This window comes from Psychrobacter sp. UBA3962, from assembly GCF_002385225.1.
Taxonomy (GTDB): Bacteria; Pseudomonadota; Gammaproteobacteria; order Pseudomonadales; family Moraxellaceae; genus Psychrobacter.
The window spans coordinates 59,845-77,028 of record NZ_DGDC01000030.1; the positions used below are offsets into that span (position 1 = coordinate 59,845).

Genomic DNA, 17,184 nt, shown 5'->3' on the forward strand with positions numbered 1-17,184 from the left:
AAATTTCTCGTTCAGTAGCGTATAATAGGACAAAATTTAAGATCCGCTACGGATTAGCCCTGTTTTTATGGAGCAGACGTTGGTTTATAAGGCCTTAAACCTAAGATTTTAAACAATAGGGCAACGGATTTTATTAACGTTTTATGTTAGATTTACAACAAAAAATTTAGACCCATTTTTTAATTTACCTTTTTATTAACCCATTAATTGAAATAGGAAAAATTATGAGCTATCAGCAGCAATTAGAACGCATCAAAAATGACAAAGGTTTTATCGCAGCTTTAGACCAAAGTGGTGGTAGTACGCCAAAAGCACTTCGTATGTACGGTGTGGAAGAGAGTGAATACTCAAACGATGATGAGATGTTTGCTAAAGTCCATGAAATGCGTACTCGTATCATGACTTGTGATACTTTTGACAGTGGCCGTGTCTTAGGCGCTATCTTATTTGAAGACACCATGGACCGTGAAGTAAATGGTAAGCCAACAGCCAACTATCTTTGGGAAGACAAAAACATTGTACCTTTCCTAAAAGTAGACAAGGGCTTAGCTGATGAGCTAGGGGGTGTTCAGGTAATGAAACCAATGCCAAATCTAGATGCGTTGCTAGATAAAGCCAAAAACTTCCCAATTTTTGGTACTAAAATGCGCTCTGTAATTCATACAGCAACGCAAGAAGGTATCGAGAAAGTGGTACAGCAGCAGTTTGACGTTGCTAAGCAAATTTTATCAAAAGGCTTTATGCCCATTGTTGAGCCAGAAGTAAATATTGAAAGCAAAGAAAAAGCACAGTGCGAAATACTGATGAAAGAAGAGATCTTACGTAACTTAGATCGCTTAGATAACGATCAGCAAGTGATGCTTAAGCTGACCCTTCCAGAAGAAGCCGGCTTTTTCAGCGACTTAATCAATCATCCAAAAGTGCTTAAAGTAGTGGCATTATCAGGCGGTTATAGCCGTGATGAGTCATGTGAGCGCCTATCACAAAACCCAGGTATGATTGCTAGCTTCTCACGTGCTTTCACTGAAGGCTTGTCAAAATCTCAAACTGACGAAGAATTCTCAGCCACTATCGATGCCTCAATCGACAAAATCTATAACGCCTCTAAAGTTTAAGGCAGTTATCTAGTTAGGTTTATAGTAGCCTAACCAAATATCTGGTCTAAAAAAAGCTTGAACCCCCTGTTATTAAAATGGGGGATTCAAGCTTTTTTTATGGGTTAAGTGTTTAAAGGTTTAACGGCAAAATAGCTACAGGTTAAACTTCTTTATATAACTGACGACCCTCAGAGTTATATTTTTCACTCATCTGCTCCATGCCTTTTTGTACTTCTTCAAAGCTGGCCTCACCGATTTGACCCACAAGCTCAGTCTCCACTTCTTTGATTAGATGCACGTCATCAGATAGTTTACCACTGCTTGGAGTTACCTCGGCACCGGTAGGTAAGCCAGCAGCATACTCACGTACGTTTTGGGTAATTTTCATTGAGCAGAACTTAGGCCCACACATAGAGCAGAAGTGGGCAGACTTATGAGCATCTTTCGGTAAAGTTTCATCATGGAACTCACGGGCTGTGTCTGGGTCTAACGCTAAGTTAAACTGATCGTCCCAGCGGAATTCAAAGCGCGCTTTAGATAAAGCATTGTCTCGAGCTTGAGCACCAGGGTGGCCTTTGGCTAGGTCGGCAGCATGAGCAGCAATTTTGTAAGTGATGATGCCGTCTTTGACATCTTTTTTATTGGGTAAGCCCAAATGCTCTTTTGGGGTAACATAGCATAGCATTGCCGTACCGTACCAACCAATCATCGCCGCACCAATGGCACTGGTAATGTGATCATAGCCAGGAGCGATATCCGTAGTTAATGGGCCTAGCGTATAAAAAGGCGCTTCATGGCACATCTCAAGCTGTAGATCCATGTTCTCCTTAATACGGTTCATAGCCACATGGCCTGGACCTTCAATCATTACCTGCACATCGTGTTTCCAAGCCACTTGTGTTAACTCACCCAGGGTACGTAATTCACCAAATTGAGCCTCATCATTGGCATCTTGGAGACAGCCAGGACGTAGACCATCCCCTAAGCTAAAGGCCACATCATACTGTTTCATGATTTCGCAGATTTCTTCAAAATGAGTGTATAGGAAACTTTCTTTGTGATGGGCCAAGCACCACTGAGCCATGATAGAGCCGCCACGGGAGACGATACCCGTCAAGCGGTTGGCGGTTAGGGGAATATAACGCAATAGCACGCCGGCATGGATGGTGAAGTAATCTACCCCTTGTTCAGCTTGTTCAATTAACGTATCGCGGAAAATCTCCCAGGTTAAATCTTCAGCGACCCCGTCTACTTTTTCTAACGCTTGATAAATGGGTACAGTGCCAATTGGCACGGGAGAGTTGCGGATAATCCATTCGCGGGTTTCATGAATATTCTTCCCGGTAGATAAATCCATGATGGTGTCCGCGCCCCAACGGGTAGCCCAGGTCATCTTCGAGACTTCTTCATCAATGCTTGAGCCTAGCGCTGAGTTACCGATGTTGGCATTAATTTTCACGAGGAAGTTACGCCCAATAATCATCGGTTCAGATTCAGGATGGTTGATGTTATTAGGGATGATGGCTCGACCGGCAGCCACTTCGTCACGCACAAATTCAGGGGTAATGATTTTTGGGGTGTTGGCACCGAAGCTTTCGCCGGCATGTTGACGCCTATCGGTTAGTTCATGCTGTTTTTGAGTTTCACGAATGGCAATGTATTCCATTTCAGGGGTAATAATACCGCGGCGGGCATAATGCATCTGAGTAACATTACCAGTTTTGCCATTCACAGATTTGGCACGACGTGGCTTATCAATGTGGGCGAAACGGATATTAGCGGTGGTGATGTCACGAGCACGTTCTTTGCCATAATTACTGGATAGGCCCTCTAAGCGTTCAGTATCACCCCGTTCTTCAATCCATTTTTCACGTAGCTTTGGAAGCCCTTTGGTCAAATCAATTTCGACATTAGGATCGGTATAAACCCCAGAGGTATCGTAGACATAAAATGGCGGGTTTTTTTCACCGTTCTCTAGGCCAAAACCGCCGGTAGGAGTATCAGTCAAAGTGATTTCACGCATTGGCACCTGGATATCAGGGCGTGAGCCTTTGATATAAACTTTTTTTGAAGCGGGTAAGCTGCGGGTTAAGTCGCGCGCTTCTTCATCAAAGCGCTCGTCTGTTTCAGAGCGATGGGCAGGGGTCTTAACGTTATTTGCTACATGACTCATGAGGGGTTCCTTATTTTATGTAAATGGCGCAATGCCAAGTTGTTTTAGAAAAACGGGATAAAAATAAAGACTCAGTGAGCGCAGGCCCGTCATTTTGTGCATTTTTTACCTAATATTTGTTACCTAATAAAGATAGGGCTTATAGCCTATATAAGAAGCTGTCAGGCCGTGATGCAGATAACAGTAATAGCAATTCGCTGATAATCACGCACGGCATAGCACAGCTTGGTAAGCTGTGAAAATTGACAGGTCTGTATAAGATATTAGGGAGTTGCAATGACTTTCCTACGACGGTATTAACCGCATCAGGTTCAACGGGTGATCTCTCAGCAAACGCTTCTATATTTACCCTAGCCATAAAATTAACTATAGGTAGGGTTTGGATATAGAAGGACTGCACCCCGAGTCTTAATTGTTGTGGTTATCTTATCAAACTTTTTAAGCAATAACAGGTTTCAGTTCAATTTAAATATTTTGTTAACTTATCGGAGCCTTAGCACTGCTACTGCATAAAAAAACGCCAACTCATAAAGTTGGCGCTGATTAATACCTATTTAAATTAAAAACTAACGTTTACGGTATTTGCCATCACCTTTGCTTAATACTTCAACATCCACTTTACAAAGGTTGCAGTTAATCATCTGATTGGCTTTCTTGGATAAGTCGATAATGCGGCCTGGTTTAAATGGGCCACGGTCATTGATTTTAACAACCACTGACTTGTTGTTATTTAAATTTGTCACTTTTACTTTAGAACCAAAAGGCAGAGATTTATGCGCTGCTGTCATAGCATACATATTGTAAATAGCCCCAGACGCTGTTCTTTTGCCATGAAAACCTGGACCGTACCATGAAGCCATACCGGCATTGGCAGGCACTGTCAACATTAAGGCTGACAGAAGGGTAAATGGCATAAAAAGTTTTTTCATAGGGAGTACCTGTAATTAATAAATGGTTGGAACAACTGTTTTCAATCAGATTTTGGTATTACAACGGGGTGTTGAGGAAACACGTTGTTAGCAAAATAAAATTGTCTGTACCAAAACATCGAGGCGGTAGTCTACAGGCTGAAGATTTAGCTCACCTTTCTAATGGGTCAAGATAATGTAAAGATTATAGCTATGAAAATAGGAGAAAAACCCCTGTATTTAGTTAATTTTATTAACAATTACCCTAAAATAACGCCGGTGAAAGTTACTGAATTCTTACAATTAATTAATATTTCATCAAACTGTCATATTTAAACGTCAAAATGAGCACATTCCAATTAAGGGTACCTCGCAAATTCTGAAGGACTCAAAACTCAGGTAGTTGAAGTTAATACTCTGTACTTATAAAACATATGACTTTTTAGGAGATACCATGCGTTATTCACTGTTAGCTGTAGCCGTAGCCAGCGCTCTTACTTTATCGGCTTGTAATAAAGCAGAAAATGACACAGTGACAACTGAAGATACCCCAGCTGCCACAACCACTGGAGCTGCCGCGGGTAGCACAGATCAGTATAAAGATATTGAAGGCGTAGAAATGAATGTGAGCGGGGCAGGGGCTTCTTTCCCAGCACCTATCTACCAAAAATGGTCAGCAGACTACCAGGGCGCTACCAAAGGCCAAGTGAACTATAACTCTATTGGTTCTTCGGGCGGTGTTAAACAAATTAAAGCCAAAACAGTAGATTTCGGTGCCTCAGATACGCCTCTTACCCCTGAAGAGTTAAATGAAGCGGGTCTTATCCAGTTCCCAACCGTTATTGGTGGCGTTGTGCCAGTAGTTAACATCGAAGGGATTGAACCAGGCAAACTGGTGCTAAGTGGTGAAGTTTTAGCAGATATCTATTTAGGTAAGATTACTAACTGGAATGATCCAGCCATTGCTGCATTGAATGAAGGCCTTGCCCTTCCTGATGCAAAAATCACTACGGTGCATCGCTCAGACGGTTCAGGTACTACTTTTAACTTCACTTACTATTTAAATGAAGTATCAGCTGATTGGGCAGGGGTTGGCGTCGATAAAAGTGTTGAGTGGCCAACAGACAAAAGCGGTACAGGCGTTGGTGGTAAAGGTAATGAAGGCGTAGCCGGTATGGTTAAACAAGCGCCTAACTCTATTGGTTATGTAGAGTACGCTTACGCCAAACAAAACAATATGTCACATGCCGCTATGGTTAACGCTGCAGGAAATGTCGTACAGCCATCCTCGGACTCATTTGCTGCCTCAGGTAACGTTGACTGGTCAAAAGCGGAAGGTTTCTACAAAGTTATCGCCAACTCTGACACAGCTGAAGCTTGGCCAATTGCAGCAGCAACTTTCATCCTAGTCCATAAAAAACCAGAAAACCCTGAGAAAGTAGCAGGCGTATTGAACTTCTTTAACTGGGCTTATAACGAAGGGGATCAGGCCGCTTTAGACCTAGACTATGTTCCATTCCCAGACGAAGCCGTGGCTTTATTTAAAGCTGAATGGAATAAGATCGTTGGGGCTGATGGTAAGCCAGTTTATAACCCAAAATAATTAGCCCTTAACTTGTCATTGTTAATGAGCTAAGCAATAGGCAAGTAAATGATTCATCGTTTGCTTGCCTTTTTAATCGAATAATTAAATATCTAGTGCCTTGAAAGAAGTGTATATATTTTTAATGTTGGGGATACCATGTCTGACCTACACGCTCAATTAGCAAAACAAAAAAGGAATGACTTTCTTTTTGTCAACATGACAAAGTTTTTTGCATTCCTAGTCTTGATATCTTTGGGCGGTATCATGATCTCGTTGGTGATTGGTGCCTGGCCAAGTATTAAAGAGTTTGGTTTTGGTTTTTACACCAGTTCAAACTGGAGTACGGTCAACGATGAGTACGGGGCTCTTGCTCCTATTTATGGAACGATCGTTACCTCTATCATCGCTATTTTAATCGCGGTACCCATCAGCTTTGGCATTGCTATTTTCTTAACTGAGCTTTGTCCTGCTGTCTTACGTCGACCGCTGGGCATGGCAATTGAGCTTTTGGCAGGTATTCCGTCGATTATTTATGGCATGTGGGGCTTTTTCGTATTAGCGCCTTTATTTGCTAAATATGTTCAACCTTTTCTAATTGAACATCTTGGCCCTATTCCTATGATTGGTAGCCTTTTTGGCGGCCCTCCTTTAGGTATTGGTGTTTTTACCGCCTCTTTAATTCTAGCCATTATGATTATCCCTTTCATTGCGGCGACCATGCGCGATGTATTTGCCGTAGTACCTGAGCTGTTAAAAGAGTCGGCTTATGGGGCCGGAGCCACCACTTGGGAAGTGATGTATAAAATTATCCTACCTTATACCAAGGCTGGGGTAGTGGGCGGCATCATTCTAGGACTGGGACGCGCACTGGGTGAAACCATGGCAGTAACCTTCTTAGTGGGCAATACCTATAACATCAACTCTAATTTATTTGGTTCAGGGGTCACCATTACCTCAGCCATCGCTAACGAGTTTGCTGAAGCCTCAAGCGCCATGCATGTCTCCACACTGCTGCATCTAGGCTTGATTCTATTTGTTATAACCTTTTTTGTTTTATCAATATCTAAAATTATGTTGTCTAGAATTGATAAGAAAGCCGGTAACTAATTTACACCGTTATTGGACACAAAATAGTTGGTAAATAAATGCTAGACATAATTAGATATTTGGCAGGAAAAATATTATGACAACAAGCTCAAGTTCAAAACCTATGACAATGAATTCAACAAACTCGGTTCCCTTTGATCAGCGCATGAATAAATCGCTCTATTCAAGACGTAAAGCCTTCAATATCATCGGTCTTATCTTTGCGATGTGTGCCATGGCCTTTGGTTTATTTTGGTTGGGCTGGATTTTATTTGATCTGCTGCGTAAAGGTATGGAAGCTATGATTACCATGCCTATCTTTACCGCTGACACTCCACCGCCAGGGACAATTGGGGGATTAAGAAACGCGATTGTTGGTTCGGTGATGATAGCGGGCACAGGCTTGTTGATTGGAGCACCCGTGGGCTTATTAGCTGGGATTTATTTGGCAGAGTTTTCTCAAGGCTCATGGCTTGGTAAGGCGACCCGCTTTATTAATGACATCTTATTATCAGCGCCATCAATCGTTATCGGTCTGTTTATTTTCTCATTAATGGTTAGTAATCGCAGCTTTTCAGGTTGGGCAGGCGCAGTGGCTTTATCGCTGATTATTATTACAGTCGTGGTTCGTAGTACAGAGACCATGCTGAATCTAGTTCCCAATCAATTGCGAGAAGCGTCTTATGCTTTGGGTGCTCCTAAATGGAAGGTGGTCACCTCGGTAACCATGCAGGCGGCTAAGTCAGGTCTAATAACTGGGGTTCTATTAGGTTTTGCTCGTATTACTGGCGAGACCGCTCCCTTACTATTCACTGCGTTAAATAATAGGTTCTTTAGCTGGGATATGAGCAGTGCAATGGCCAACTTACCGATGACTATTTATCAGTTTGCCGCAGCGCCAGATGATACCCAAAATATGCTGGCGTGGGCAGGGGCGTTAATAGTGACCTTCTCTGTGTTAGGGCTAAATATTATCGCCCGTGTTGTCGGAAGAGATAAGAAATAGCGGCAATTAATAAGCTAAAAAGAATAGGTTCAAAAGCTGAAAAGATAGATAAAAGCATTCAAATTTAATTTTTTAAAAAGATACTAAGAAGGTAGCGTTATGTCAGATATATTGGAGAAAAAAGCAATGGCTAAAGAAGCGAAGGTTAAGAGCAGTACTATACAGCAGCCAATCCAAACTGGTAACCAGCAACAGCAACCAGATACCGCCACCTTTACTAAGCAGACACTGGCTGACTTACCACAGAACATGCCAGCTGCAAAATTACAAGTACGTAACTTGGACTTTTACTACGGTGATTTTAGAGCGCTTAAAGAAATCAATATTGATATCCCAGAAAAAAATGTGACCGCTTTTATTGGTCCTTCTGGCTGCGGTAAATCAACGTTATTGCGCACTTTTAACCGCATGTATGATCTATATCCAGGTATGCGCGCGGAAGGTAAAATTCTGCTAGATGGCAATAACATTCTACAAAAAAATGTAGACGTTAACCTATTACGTGCTCGTGTTGGTATGGTTTTCCAAAAACCAACCCCTTTCCCAATGTCTATCTATGATAACGTGGCCTTTGGCGTACGTTTGTATGAAAAGCTAAGTAGATCAGAGCTTGATGACCGTGTGGAATGGGCTCTGAAAAAATCAGCGCTATGGCCAGAAGTGAAAGACAAGCTTAAAGCATCAGGTCTGTCTTTATCGGGCGGTCAGCAGCAGCGTTTATGTATCGCACGTGGTGTGGCGACCAAACCTGAAGTCTTATTATTGGATGAGCCAACATCGGCACTTGACCCTATTTCAACAGGCGCGATTGAAGATCTTATTGAAGACTTAAAACATGATTATACCATTGCTATCGTGACTCATAACATGCAACAAGCGGCGCGTGTTTCTGATTACACCTGTTATATGTATTTGGGTGATATGGTCGAAATGGGTGAGACCAATCAAGTCTTTACTAACCCTGCGCAAAAAGCGACGGAAGATTATATTACCGGTCGCTACGGCTAAGATAAAAATAGTTAACTCATGCTCATTAACTAAGCGTTTAACAGAGGCTATGAGCAAGGCCCATAGCTTTTAAACGCGCTTATAGACTTGGATAAAGCCGCTATGCCGCTTACGGAAAAACACTCATCTAAAAGCTACGATAACGACTTACGTGAATGTATTGACCTATTTATGACCATGGGTCAGATGTCAGCAGAGCAGGTCACTCTAGCAACGCATGCCTTAGTAGACAGTGACGTCGAACTGGCAAAAAAAGTGATTGAAGAAGACAGTAAGATCAATCAAATGGAGATTAAGGTTGATGAATTGGTGGTGTTATTAGTTGCCAAACGTCAACCTACGGCTAGCGATTTAAGACTGGTCATGGCCCTAAGCAAAGGCGTAGTCGATTTAGAACGAATCGGTGATGAGGCCAGTAAGATTGCTCGTATGGCTTGTAAACTGCATAAAGAAGGGGTGTCTCCCAGAGGGTATTCGGAGGTTCAGCATCTTTCAAATCAAGTTCGAGTAATGTTGCTAGAAGCTTTAGATGCCTTTTTACGTATGGATCCGGAGCAGGCTTTCTCAGTGCTACAAAGCGATGAGACGGTGAATCAAGAGTATCAATCTGCCAGCCGCTCATTGATGACCTATGTGATGGAGGACAGCCGTCATGTGTCAAAGGTGATTAACATCTTATGGGTATTGCGAGCACTTGAGCGGGTGGGCGATCATGCTCGAAATATTGCGGAGTTGGTGATTTACTGTACCAGTGGTAAGGATGTTCGCCACACCGATTTTGTCACTGTGGAGCAAGCAGTACAAGAAGCCTCAAGCCTGATAGCTTCTCGTAATACAGAAGAATAATTCCAGGCCATGACAGACAGATGACTTAATAGAGACTTTTAAATAGAAAGTGTGAAATGTAGAGTATTAAATTAAGAGTTAAAAAAAAGGAGAGGCATATTAAATGCCTCTCCTTTTCTTAAGCCTATAGCTTGATCGCTAATTGCTTTTACGTCTCAGGTGTCCAACCTTGAGGGCGCTCGTAGTCTTCATTGTCTAAAAACTTGTCACGCTGTTCATTAATGAACTTTTTAGCCTCTGGGTTAATCATGCTCAGATGGTTTTCGTTAATTAGCATGGTTTGTAACTCTAACCATTCATCCCAAGCCTTTTTAGACACAGTGTTCTGAATCTCTTCCCCTTTTTTATTTGGGAAAGGCGGGTTCGGCATTTTGGGCAAATCTTGCTTATATTTACGGCAAAACACCATATTTGCTTTTGGGTCAAAAGTAGCTGTCATTGTCCTATCCTATTTTAACTGTGAATTTAAACTGGTACTTATAGTTGTGCATGTGAATTGCTTATAGCGACAACATTAATATGTAAAGAGCTTAATCTCTAAGCTATTTAACATCGATATTGTATTGAGCCAAACGCTCACGGCCACGGGCCACAGCTTGTAATACTTGGTTTGGTGCAGTACCGCCTAAATGATCGCGAGCTGCCAATGAGCCCTCAAGGGTCAGATAATCAAACACGTCATCGCCAATAGCATCACTGAACTGTTGCAGTTGCTCAAGTTGTAACTCACTTAAATCAACTCCTTCTTTGATACCTAGCGCTACTGCATTACCCACTACTTCGTGAGCATCACGGAAAGGGACACCGCGGCGAACCAGATAATCGGCCAAGTCGGTAGCGGTGGCATAGCCCTTCATGGTGGCCGCACGCATATTTTCTTTGTTAGGTATTATATTAGGCAGCATATCCACAAATGCAAGAAGCGAGCCGGTTAAGGTGTCGACACAATCAAATAGTGGCTCTTTGTCTTCTTGGTTGTCTTTGTTATACGCTAAAGGTTGGTTTTTCATTAAAGTTAACAGTGTAATCAGTTGACCAAAGACACGGGCTGCCTTACCGCGTACCAGCTCAGGGACATCGGGGTTTTTCTTTTGTGGCATGATAGAGGAGCCGGTACAGAAGCGGTCAGGAATTTGTACGAAGCCAAATTGCGCTGACATCCATAAGATAATCTCTTCACTCATACGTGATAAGTGCATCATTAAAATAGAAGCCGCTGACGTGAACTCGATGGCAAAATCACGGTCTGAGACGGCGTCTAATGAGTTTTGGCAAATGCCCTCGAAACCCAAAAGATCCGCTGTAATGGTACGGTCGATTGGGAAGGTGGTTCCAGCCAAAGCTGCGCTACCCAATGGCATCTGGTTAATACGACGACGGGCATCAATTAAGCGCTCAGTGTCACGATTTAGCATCTCAAACCAAGCCATAACATGGTGGCCAAAGCTCACCGGCTGTGCGGTTTGTAAATGGGTGAAGCCTGGCATGATGGTATCTGTGTGCTGTTCGGCAAGGTTTAATAGCCCTGACTGTAACTTCACCAATAGCTCAACAATATTGTCTACTTCTTCGCGTAACCATAAGCGAATGTCGGTCGCTACTTGGTCGTTACGACTACGGCCAGTGTGTAGCTTTTTCCCCACGGTGCCAATAATATCGGTCAGACGAGACTCGACGTTCATATGCACATCTTCTAAAGCAACAGACCAGTTAAACTCGCCAGCATCGATTTCTTGCTGCACTTGATGCAGACCTTTAATAATAGTGTCTACTTCTTCTTGAGTTAAAATGTCACATTTACCGAGCATAGTGGCATGAGCAATTGAGCCTTGAATATCATGCTTGGCAAAGCGCTGGTCGAAGCCGACAGAGGCCGTAAAAGCCGCCACAAAGCTATCAGTGGCTTCACTAAAGCGGCCACCCCACATTTGTTGGCCTTGGCCGCTGGTGACGCTAGGTTTATTTGCTTGAGTATCTGAAATATTAGTTGAGTTGTTGGCAGTCATATCAGTCCAAATCCAGTAAAATGCACAGAGTTTGCAGTATAGCAAAGGACTGGGTCGCCTTGCTAGTTAACCTACCCTGTTAAATTGGGAGTTGTCTAAACATAACATCACTGAAATACCCTGCTATTTATGGTTAAATAAGCAAGATGACAAACAGACCACTATTTATTGGTCTTATTTTCAACCTCATTTTATATAATTCTACTAAACCAATTATCATCCGATTAAAAGATAACTATGACCACATCAGCCCATACCACTACTTTAAAAACCTTAAATATTGCCACTAGAAAGAGCCCTTTGGCCATGTGGCAAGCCGAACACATCAAATCACGCTTAGAGTCTTTATACCCAGAGCTTGAAGTAAATTTAGTGACCATGGTTACCCAAGGTGACAAGATTCTTGACACGCCTTTGGCTAAAATTGGCGGAAAAGGCTTATTTGTTAAAGAACTAGAACAAGCACTGTATGATGGGCGTGCTGATATTGCCGTGCACTCCTTAAAAGATGTGCCCATGGAGTTACCTGAAGGTCTGATACTAGGGACTTATTGCAAACGTGAGACACCTACCGATGCTTTCGTCTCTAATAGTTATGACAGACTAGAAGATTTACCCCAAGGTGCCGTAGTAGGGACTGCCAGCTTACGCCGTCAGTGTCAGATAAAAGCTTTCCGTCCCGACTTACAAATTCAGTCTCTACGCGGTAATGTGCAGACCCGCTTGGCCAAACTAGATGCTGGCGAATACGATGCCATTATTTTAGCGACCAGTGGTCTTAAACGGGTTGAGCTTAGTGAGCGTATCAAGCAAGAGATTGATATCGATATTAGCTTACCTGCAGTAGGTCAAGGCGCGCTGGCTATTGAATGTCGTGCGGATGATGAGGCAGTATTAGCCCTATTGAAACCGCTTAATGATGGACAAGCCCGTATTCGCCTGAAAGCTGAGCGTGCTTTAAACCGCCGATTAGAAGGAGGTTGTCAGGTGCCTATTGCTGCTTTTGCTGTGATTGAAAAAGACTCTGAGCAGTCTCATGAAAAAACCTTATGGTTACGCGGCCGTGTTGGCTCTGAAGACGGAACAACGTTACTTAAAGCGGATAAACGTATTGAGCTGATCGGTGACCAAGCTGCTCGTGAAGCCCAAGCTGAGCAACTAGGCATTGAAGTGGCCGATGAGCTATTGTCACTAGGTGCAGACAGTATTTTAGCTGCCATATATAAAAAAGACTAACAGCTGTCAGTTTGATGTAAACCTACCTTGACTTGAAGTGGTGTCATGATTTTTATCAATACTCGTCCTACCAGTCGCTCCTTGTTGCTAACCCAAGCTATGCAAGATAAGGGGATGACTGTATTAGAGATGCCGTTATTAGAGTTAGCGCCTATTGATATTAGTGAGCGAGAGCAGCAATATCAACAGCAGTTCTGCCAGCAGCAAGACCACTATCAAGCTTTGGTGGTAGTCAGTCCTACTGCTGCCCGTATGGGGCTAGCCGCTTGTCCTAAAGGCTTTATACCCAACTGTGCGGTGATTGCTGTGGGTCATGCCACAGCAGATATTCTGCGGGCGGAAGGCTGGCAGGTACAGTGCCCTGAAGAGTACAGCAATGAAGGCATGATAAAGATGTCTGCGCTAAATTCTCTAGGGGCTGGGGATCATATTTTGGTATGGCGAGGACGGGGTGGCAGACGGGTATTAGTAAACTTTCTACAAGATAATGAAGTAGAGGTCCATGCCATTGCTTGGTACCAACGCCAATGTCCTATTGATGCACCCACTAAATTTGAGCAACTGCAACAACAGCTGACAACGCTAGTCAGTGATCAGCGTCCCATTGCTTTAGTCAGTAGTGGAGAAGCGTTCACCAATTGGAGGTTGTTATTTGCAGAATCAGAAGGTGAAAAAGGCACTGGGCTGCAACTGGCTGACTTTAATTATTTGACCTTTGGTAAACGTCTGACAGAGACACTAGATGAGTTACAGCTTAACTGTATACGCATTGATAACCTCGATGTTGAAGAGGTTTGGCGCGGTATTGAGCAGACAGTTGCGAAGCCCTAATCGCATTAAATCAAAGTAAATTAAGTTAAATGAGTTAGCCAATTCAGCTATAGCGTGGAGATTTTTTGTTAATGACAACTCATAGTTTAAATCCTAATAATTTAAATCCTAATTTCGAAAAACCTGAGGCTTTATCTAAGTTTGCCAGTATTTATGTTCAGCCCATTATCTGGAATGACATGGATGCTTTTAACCACGTTAATAATGTGGTGTATTATCGCTATGCTGAGTCAGCGCGTATTAATTATCTCAATGAGCTGGGCGCCTTTACTGATGAGGTGACCACGGTACTGGCTCAATCCAGTTGCACCTATTTAAAGCCTGTAGTATTTCCAGACACTTTATTAATCGGAGTGCGCACTAAGAAGCTTGGGAATACCAGTATCGTGATGGAGTACTGCTACTATAGCCAGGTACAGCAGAGCGTAGTCGCTACTGGGGATTCAGTGTTGGTTCGATTAAACAAAGATGCCAGTGCCAAAGTAGCTTGGACAGAGGTAGAGCGTGATAATATCTTGGCCTTTGAAAAGGGTGTTGGCCACACTCCAGACTTTTAATGCTGTCATTTTTTAATCGCAGAAAAACAGCGCAGCTACCTCCTGCGCTGCCTTATCTGGATAGTGTTTTTTACCCTCTGACGTGGCAACAGCACATATTTGAATCAGCTCCTCACTTCCTTTTGAACCTTATTGACAACCTATCTGTTGAGCCAGCAGACCCATCAGGCCTAGCCCTTTCAAATGGAAGTCAATACACCGTCAATAACCTAGCCGGTTATCAAAAACAATTTAGTCAGCTTTTACTGCATCAACCGCTTTATCAAGAGTGGATAAATTTCACGGTGTTTGGTCGCTATGTACAGCGCAGTTTTAGCGCTTTTTATCAACAGACGGAAGATGTGTTTAATGCTGAAATGCCAGAAATACTGAAATACGAGTTGATGCGGCACACCCAAAGATTGCCAAAAGGACAGGTGTTATTGGTGGGTGGTAAGCTTCCCTTATCCGTGCGCAGAGAAAAATTATTAATTACTACGCTCAATCCTTTTAAGGCCATCGTAGACGCTTTAACAGTAGCTCCGCTGGTTAATTCTCCTTATGTGATCAATATCATTACTGCAAACTCAGATAAAGTGAAAGCCTTTGCGGTGAAACACAATAAGTACACCTCTGAAGGGGGCCGCAACGAAGTGATGATATTAGACTTTAATCACCTGATATTAACTGAAGAGAAGACCCATAAAAATAATGCCCAATCAGAACCATTATATCTGATTAGGCATTACAGGATAGGTTAGGGTTGAGCTAAATTTCTGTTATTTAGTCCCCGTTTCATTTAGTACCAAAAATTTTATCACCTGCATCGCCAAGGCCTGGGATGATATAACCATCTTCATTTAAGTGACTGTCTAAAGAAGCGGTATAAATCTTCACATCAGGGTGCGCTTCATTCACCAAGCGTACGCCTTCAGGGGCCGCAACCAAGACTAATGCTTTAATGGTTGAACAGCCTTTTTCTTTTAACATATCGATGGTAGCTACCATTGAGCCGCCAGTTGCCAACATTGGGTCAATAATTAGCGCAGGACGACGGTCCACATCAGCGACCAGTTTTTCGAAGAAAGGCACAGGTTGTAAGGTTTCCTCATCACGCTGTAGGCCCACCATTGAGATTTTTGCTGTAGGAATAAGGTCTAACACCCCATCAAGCATACCTAAGCCAGCACGTAAAATAGGAACGATGGTCACCGTCTTACCGACGATTTGTTCCCCTTTAAATTCTGTATTATCCCAACCTAGCATGGGGAATTCTTCAATTTCGAAGTCGCGACAAGCCTCATAAGCCATCAAACGGGCAAGTTCACTGGTCAAAGTACGGAATTTATAGGTACTGCAATCTTTGGCTCGCATCAGGCTTAGCTTATGGCGTACTAGGGGGTGGGTGATAATTTCTATATTTAGGGTGTTCATAATACCTCTTTGACCGTCGTCAGAATTAGGACAGCTTGCATGAATTTAAAAGGGAGTCATATTTTAAAAATATGTTGCATTATTGGACGTAGATGCAATTAACAAAACAATTATACCAATAAAACAAAAGCAACTGACAAACTTCCTGGTTTCGATACCCTATATAACAGGAATTAAAATATAGTTATTCAAATTAATAGACAGCTATTCTAATTAAAAAATAGATATTCAATATGTTAGTAAGGAGTCTCCTTTGAAAAGTCATGATGCCCACAGTGGCACTGATGAACTTATAATTGACGGTAAAACGGTAGAAAGCCATCCCTTTGGTCCCGTATTGCCTAGCAATGCTACTATTATGATGATGGGCACCTTTCCGCCCACAGAAGATAAGTGGGGTATGCCTTTTCATTATCCTAACTTTTATAATGATATGTGGCGCATTTACGGCAGAGTCTTCTTCGAAGATGCAGATTACTTTAGAAATGGAGAAGAAAAAGGGTTTGATCCAGAAAAAATTAAGGCTTTTATGAAACAACGCGCCATTGCTTCTTGTCCCACAGTAAATAAAGCAATACGCGAACAAGGTAATGCTGCAGATAAGCACCTAACCATAGTAGAACCTGTTGATCTAAAACAGACTTTGGCTCAAGTGCCTAAAGTACACACCATATTTACCACGGGCGGTAAGGCTACTGAGATACTAATGGAGTTATTACAGCAAGAGCAAGATAGAGTAATCCCAAAGTCAAAATGGCCTAAGACCAATCAGCAAATTGATTATGCTTATGCTGGTCGTGATTTAACACTATATAGGCTACCTTCTACTTCTCGGGCTTATCCTTTATCTTTGGATAAAAAGGTAGAAGCTTATCGTCAGTTCTTTGAGTCCGTGGGTAAACTGTAATCGCTTTAGAGTGTAGTAAGTTTAGAGTAAGTGGGGGTAGTAAAAACCAATGGCTACTAAACGGCTGTTTCACTCAAAAAAGCTGATGCAGATTAAATAAGTTGAATTCAACTCTTGACCAATCATAAATAAGCTATATACTAGTGCGCTGTTGAGAGGCAACGTTTGATATTGATTTAAAACAACAAATTCAAACAAATTTAAAAAAACTTCTTGACAATGTAACTAAACTGCGTATAATACGCACCTCATCGGGACAACGAGATTGGAAGCTTAATTGGTTTAAATCTTAGTTCTGATAACAGATTAAAATAAAAGCTTGACAGAATACAAATTAATGTTATACTGGATGGCTCGCTACTAAGGCTAACACTTCTTCGAATTGAAGATTGAATTATCCTTTTATAGCACAACTTAATACGGACGACGTACTAAGTCAACTATTTAAAAGCTAAAATGAAAGAACAACTTGTGTGGATTTTTGCTGATTTAGGATGCTAAAAATTAAAGTTGGGACATCATCTT

The 17,184-nt window shown here is 42.3% G+C and carries 16 protein-coding genes and 1 riboswitch; of the genes, 11 read left to right on the forward strand and 5 right to left on the reverse strand.

The window, feature by feature from the left end; translation table 11 throughout:
* Positions 1-224: 224 nt before the first annotated feature.
* A complete protein-coding gene (locus tag B3S92_RS07755) occupies positions 225-1,115 on the forward strand; it encodes a fructose bisphosphate aldolase (RefSeq protein WP_296204577.1) in 891 nt (296 codons plus the stop codon).
* 142 nt (positions 1,116-1,257) lie between these two features.
* Here the strand turns inward: B3S92_RS07755 and thiC are convergent, their stop codons facing one another.
* Together thiC and B3S92_RS07765 are read right to left on the reverse strand one after the other, a co-directional pair.
* A complete protein-coding gene (thiC, locus tag B3S92_RS07760; protein WP_296204578.1) occupies positions 1,258-3,270 on the reverse strand; it encodes a phosphomethylpyrimidine synthase ThiC in 2,013 nt (670 codons plus the stop codon).
* 265 nt (positions 3,271-3,535) lie between these two features.
* A riboswitch (TPP riboswitch) is annotated at positions 3,536-3,684 on the reverse strand.
* A 152-nt stretch (positions 3,685-3,836) separates the two neighbouring features.
* A complete protein-coding gene (locus B3S92_RS07765) occupies positions 3,837-4,199 on the reverse strand; it encodes a septal ring lytic transglycosylase RlpA family protein (RefSeq protein ID WP_077451366.1) in 363 nt (120 codons plus the stop codon).
* Positions 4,200-4,632: 433 nt separating this feature from the next.
* Between B3S92_RS07765 and pstS the strand changes: the two genes are divergently transcribed.
* The 5 genes from pstS to phoU all read left to right on the forward strand — a co-directional run bounded on the left by pstS (position 4,633) and on the right by phoU (position 9,709).
* The gene (pstS, locus tag B3S92_RS07770; protein ID WP_296204580.1) at positions 4,633-5,781 is read left to right on the forward strand and encodes a phosphate ABC transporter substrate-binding protein PstS; all 1,149 of its coding nucleotides are present in this window, start codon (positions 4,633-4,635) and stop codon (positions 5,779-5,781) included.
* Positions 5,782-5,919: 138 nt separating this feature from the next.
* Positions 5,920-6,870 carry a phosphate ABC transporter permease subunit PstC gene (gene pstC, locus B3S92_RS07775; RefSeq protein WP_296204582.1) on the forward strand — a complete coding sequence of 317 codons (951 nt, stop codon included), beginning with the start codon at positions 5,920-5,922 and terminating at the stop codon, positions 6,868-6,870.
* A 109-nt stretch (positions 6,871-6,979) separates the two neighbouring features.
* Positions 6,980-7,855: a phosphate ABC transporter permease PstA gene (pstA, locus tag B3S92_RS07780; protein ID WP_349678951.1), complete on the forward strand. Its 876-nt coding sequence runs from the start codon at positions 6,980-6,982 to the stop codon at positions 7,853-7,855.
* A gap of 99 nt (positions 7,856-7,954) precedes the next feature.
* Positions 7,955-8,863 (forward strand): phosphate ABC transporter ATP-binding protein PstB, encoded by a 909-nt coding sequence (pstB, locus tag B3S92_RS07785; RefSeq protein WP_414707013.1) that lies wholly within the window; start codon positions 7,955-7,957, stop codon positions 8,861-8,863.
* 102 nt (positions 8,864-8,965) lie between these two features.
* Complete coding sequence (gene phoU, locus B3S92_RS07790; RefSeq protein ID WP_296204584.1) at positions 8,966-9,709, forward strand: phosphate signaling complex protein PhoU; 744 nt, start codon at positions 8,966-8,968, stop codon at positions 9,707-9,709.
* Positions 9,710-9,857: 148 nt separating this feature from the next.
* On the opposite strand, the gene B3S92_RS07795 is transcribed toward phoU, so the two are convergent.
* Both B3S92_RS07795 and argH read right to left on the reverse strand, forming a co-directional pair.
* A complete protein-coding gene (locus B3S92_RS07795; protein WP_296204587.1) occupies positions 9,858-10,148 on the reverse strand; it encodes an oxidative damage protection protein in 291 nt (96 codons plus the stop codon).
* 103 nt (positions 10,149-10,251) lie between these two features.
* On the reverse strand, positions 10,252-11,637 hold the full coding sequence (gene argH / locus B3S92_RS07800; protein ID WP_296204617.1) for an argininosuccinate lyase: 1,386 nt from the start codon (positions 11,635-11,637) through the stop codon (positions 10,252-10,254).
* A 315-nt stretch (positions 11,638-11,952) separates the two neighbouring features.
* Between argH and hemC the strand changes: the two genes are divergently transcribed.
* From hemC to B3S92_RS07820, 4 genes are all read left to right on the forward strand, one after another.
* Positions 11,953-12,951: a hydroxymethylbilane synthase gene (hemC, locus tag B3S92_RS07805; protein WP_296204589.1), complete on the forward strand. Its 999-nt coding sequence runs from the start codon at positions 11,953-11,955 to the stop codon at positions 12,949-12,951.
* A gap of 45 nt (positions 12,952-12,996) precedes the next feature.
* Positions 12,997-13,782 (forward strand): uroporphyrinogen-III synthase, encoded by a 786-nt coding sequence (locus B3S92_RS07810; RefSeq protein WP_296204592.1) that lies wholly within the window; start codon positions 12,997-12,999, stop codon positions 13,780-13,782.
* 71 nt (positions 13,783-13,853) lie between these two features.
* Complete coding sequence (locus B3S92_RS07815; protein ID WP_296204594.1) at positions 13,854-14,339, forward strand: acyl-CoA thioesterase; 486 nt, start codon at positions 13,854-13,856, stop codon at positions 14,337-14,339.
* Positions 14,339-15,079 (forward strand): hypothetical protein, encoded by a 741-nt coding sequence (locus B3S92_RS07820; RefSeq protein ID WP_296204597.1) that lies wholly within the window; start codon positions 14,339-14,341, stop codon positions 15,077-15,079. The genes B3S92_RS07815 and B3S92_RS07820 overlap by 1 nt, the downstream gene beginning before the upstream one ends.
* Before the next feature lie 34 nt (positions 15,080-15,113).
* On the opposite strand, the gene upp is transcribed toward B3S92_RS07820, so the two are convergent.
* Entirely contained in the window at positions 15,114-15,752 is a 639-nt protein-coding gene (gene upp / locus B3S92_RS07825) for a uracil phosphoribosyltransferase (protein WP_296204599.1), read from the reverse strand.
* 358 nt (positions 15,753-16,110) lie between these two features.
* Between upp and B3S92_RS07830 the strand changes: the two genes are divergently transcribed.
* On the forward strand, positions 16,111-16,659 hold the full coding sequence (locus B3S92_RS07830; RefSeq protein WP_414707015.1) for a DNA glycosylase: 549 nt from the start codon (positions 16,111-16,113) through the stop codon (positions 16,657-16,659).
* Positions 16,660-17,184 lie beyond the last annotated feature (525 nt).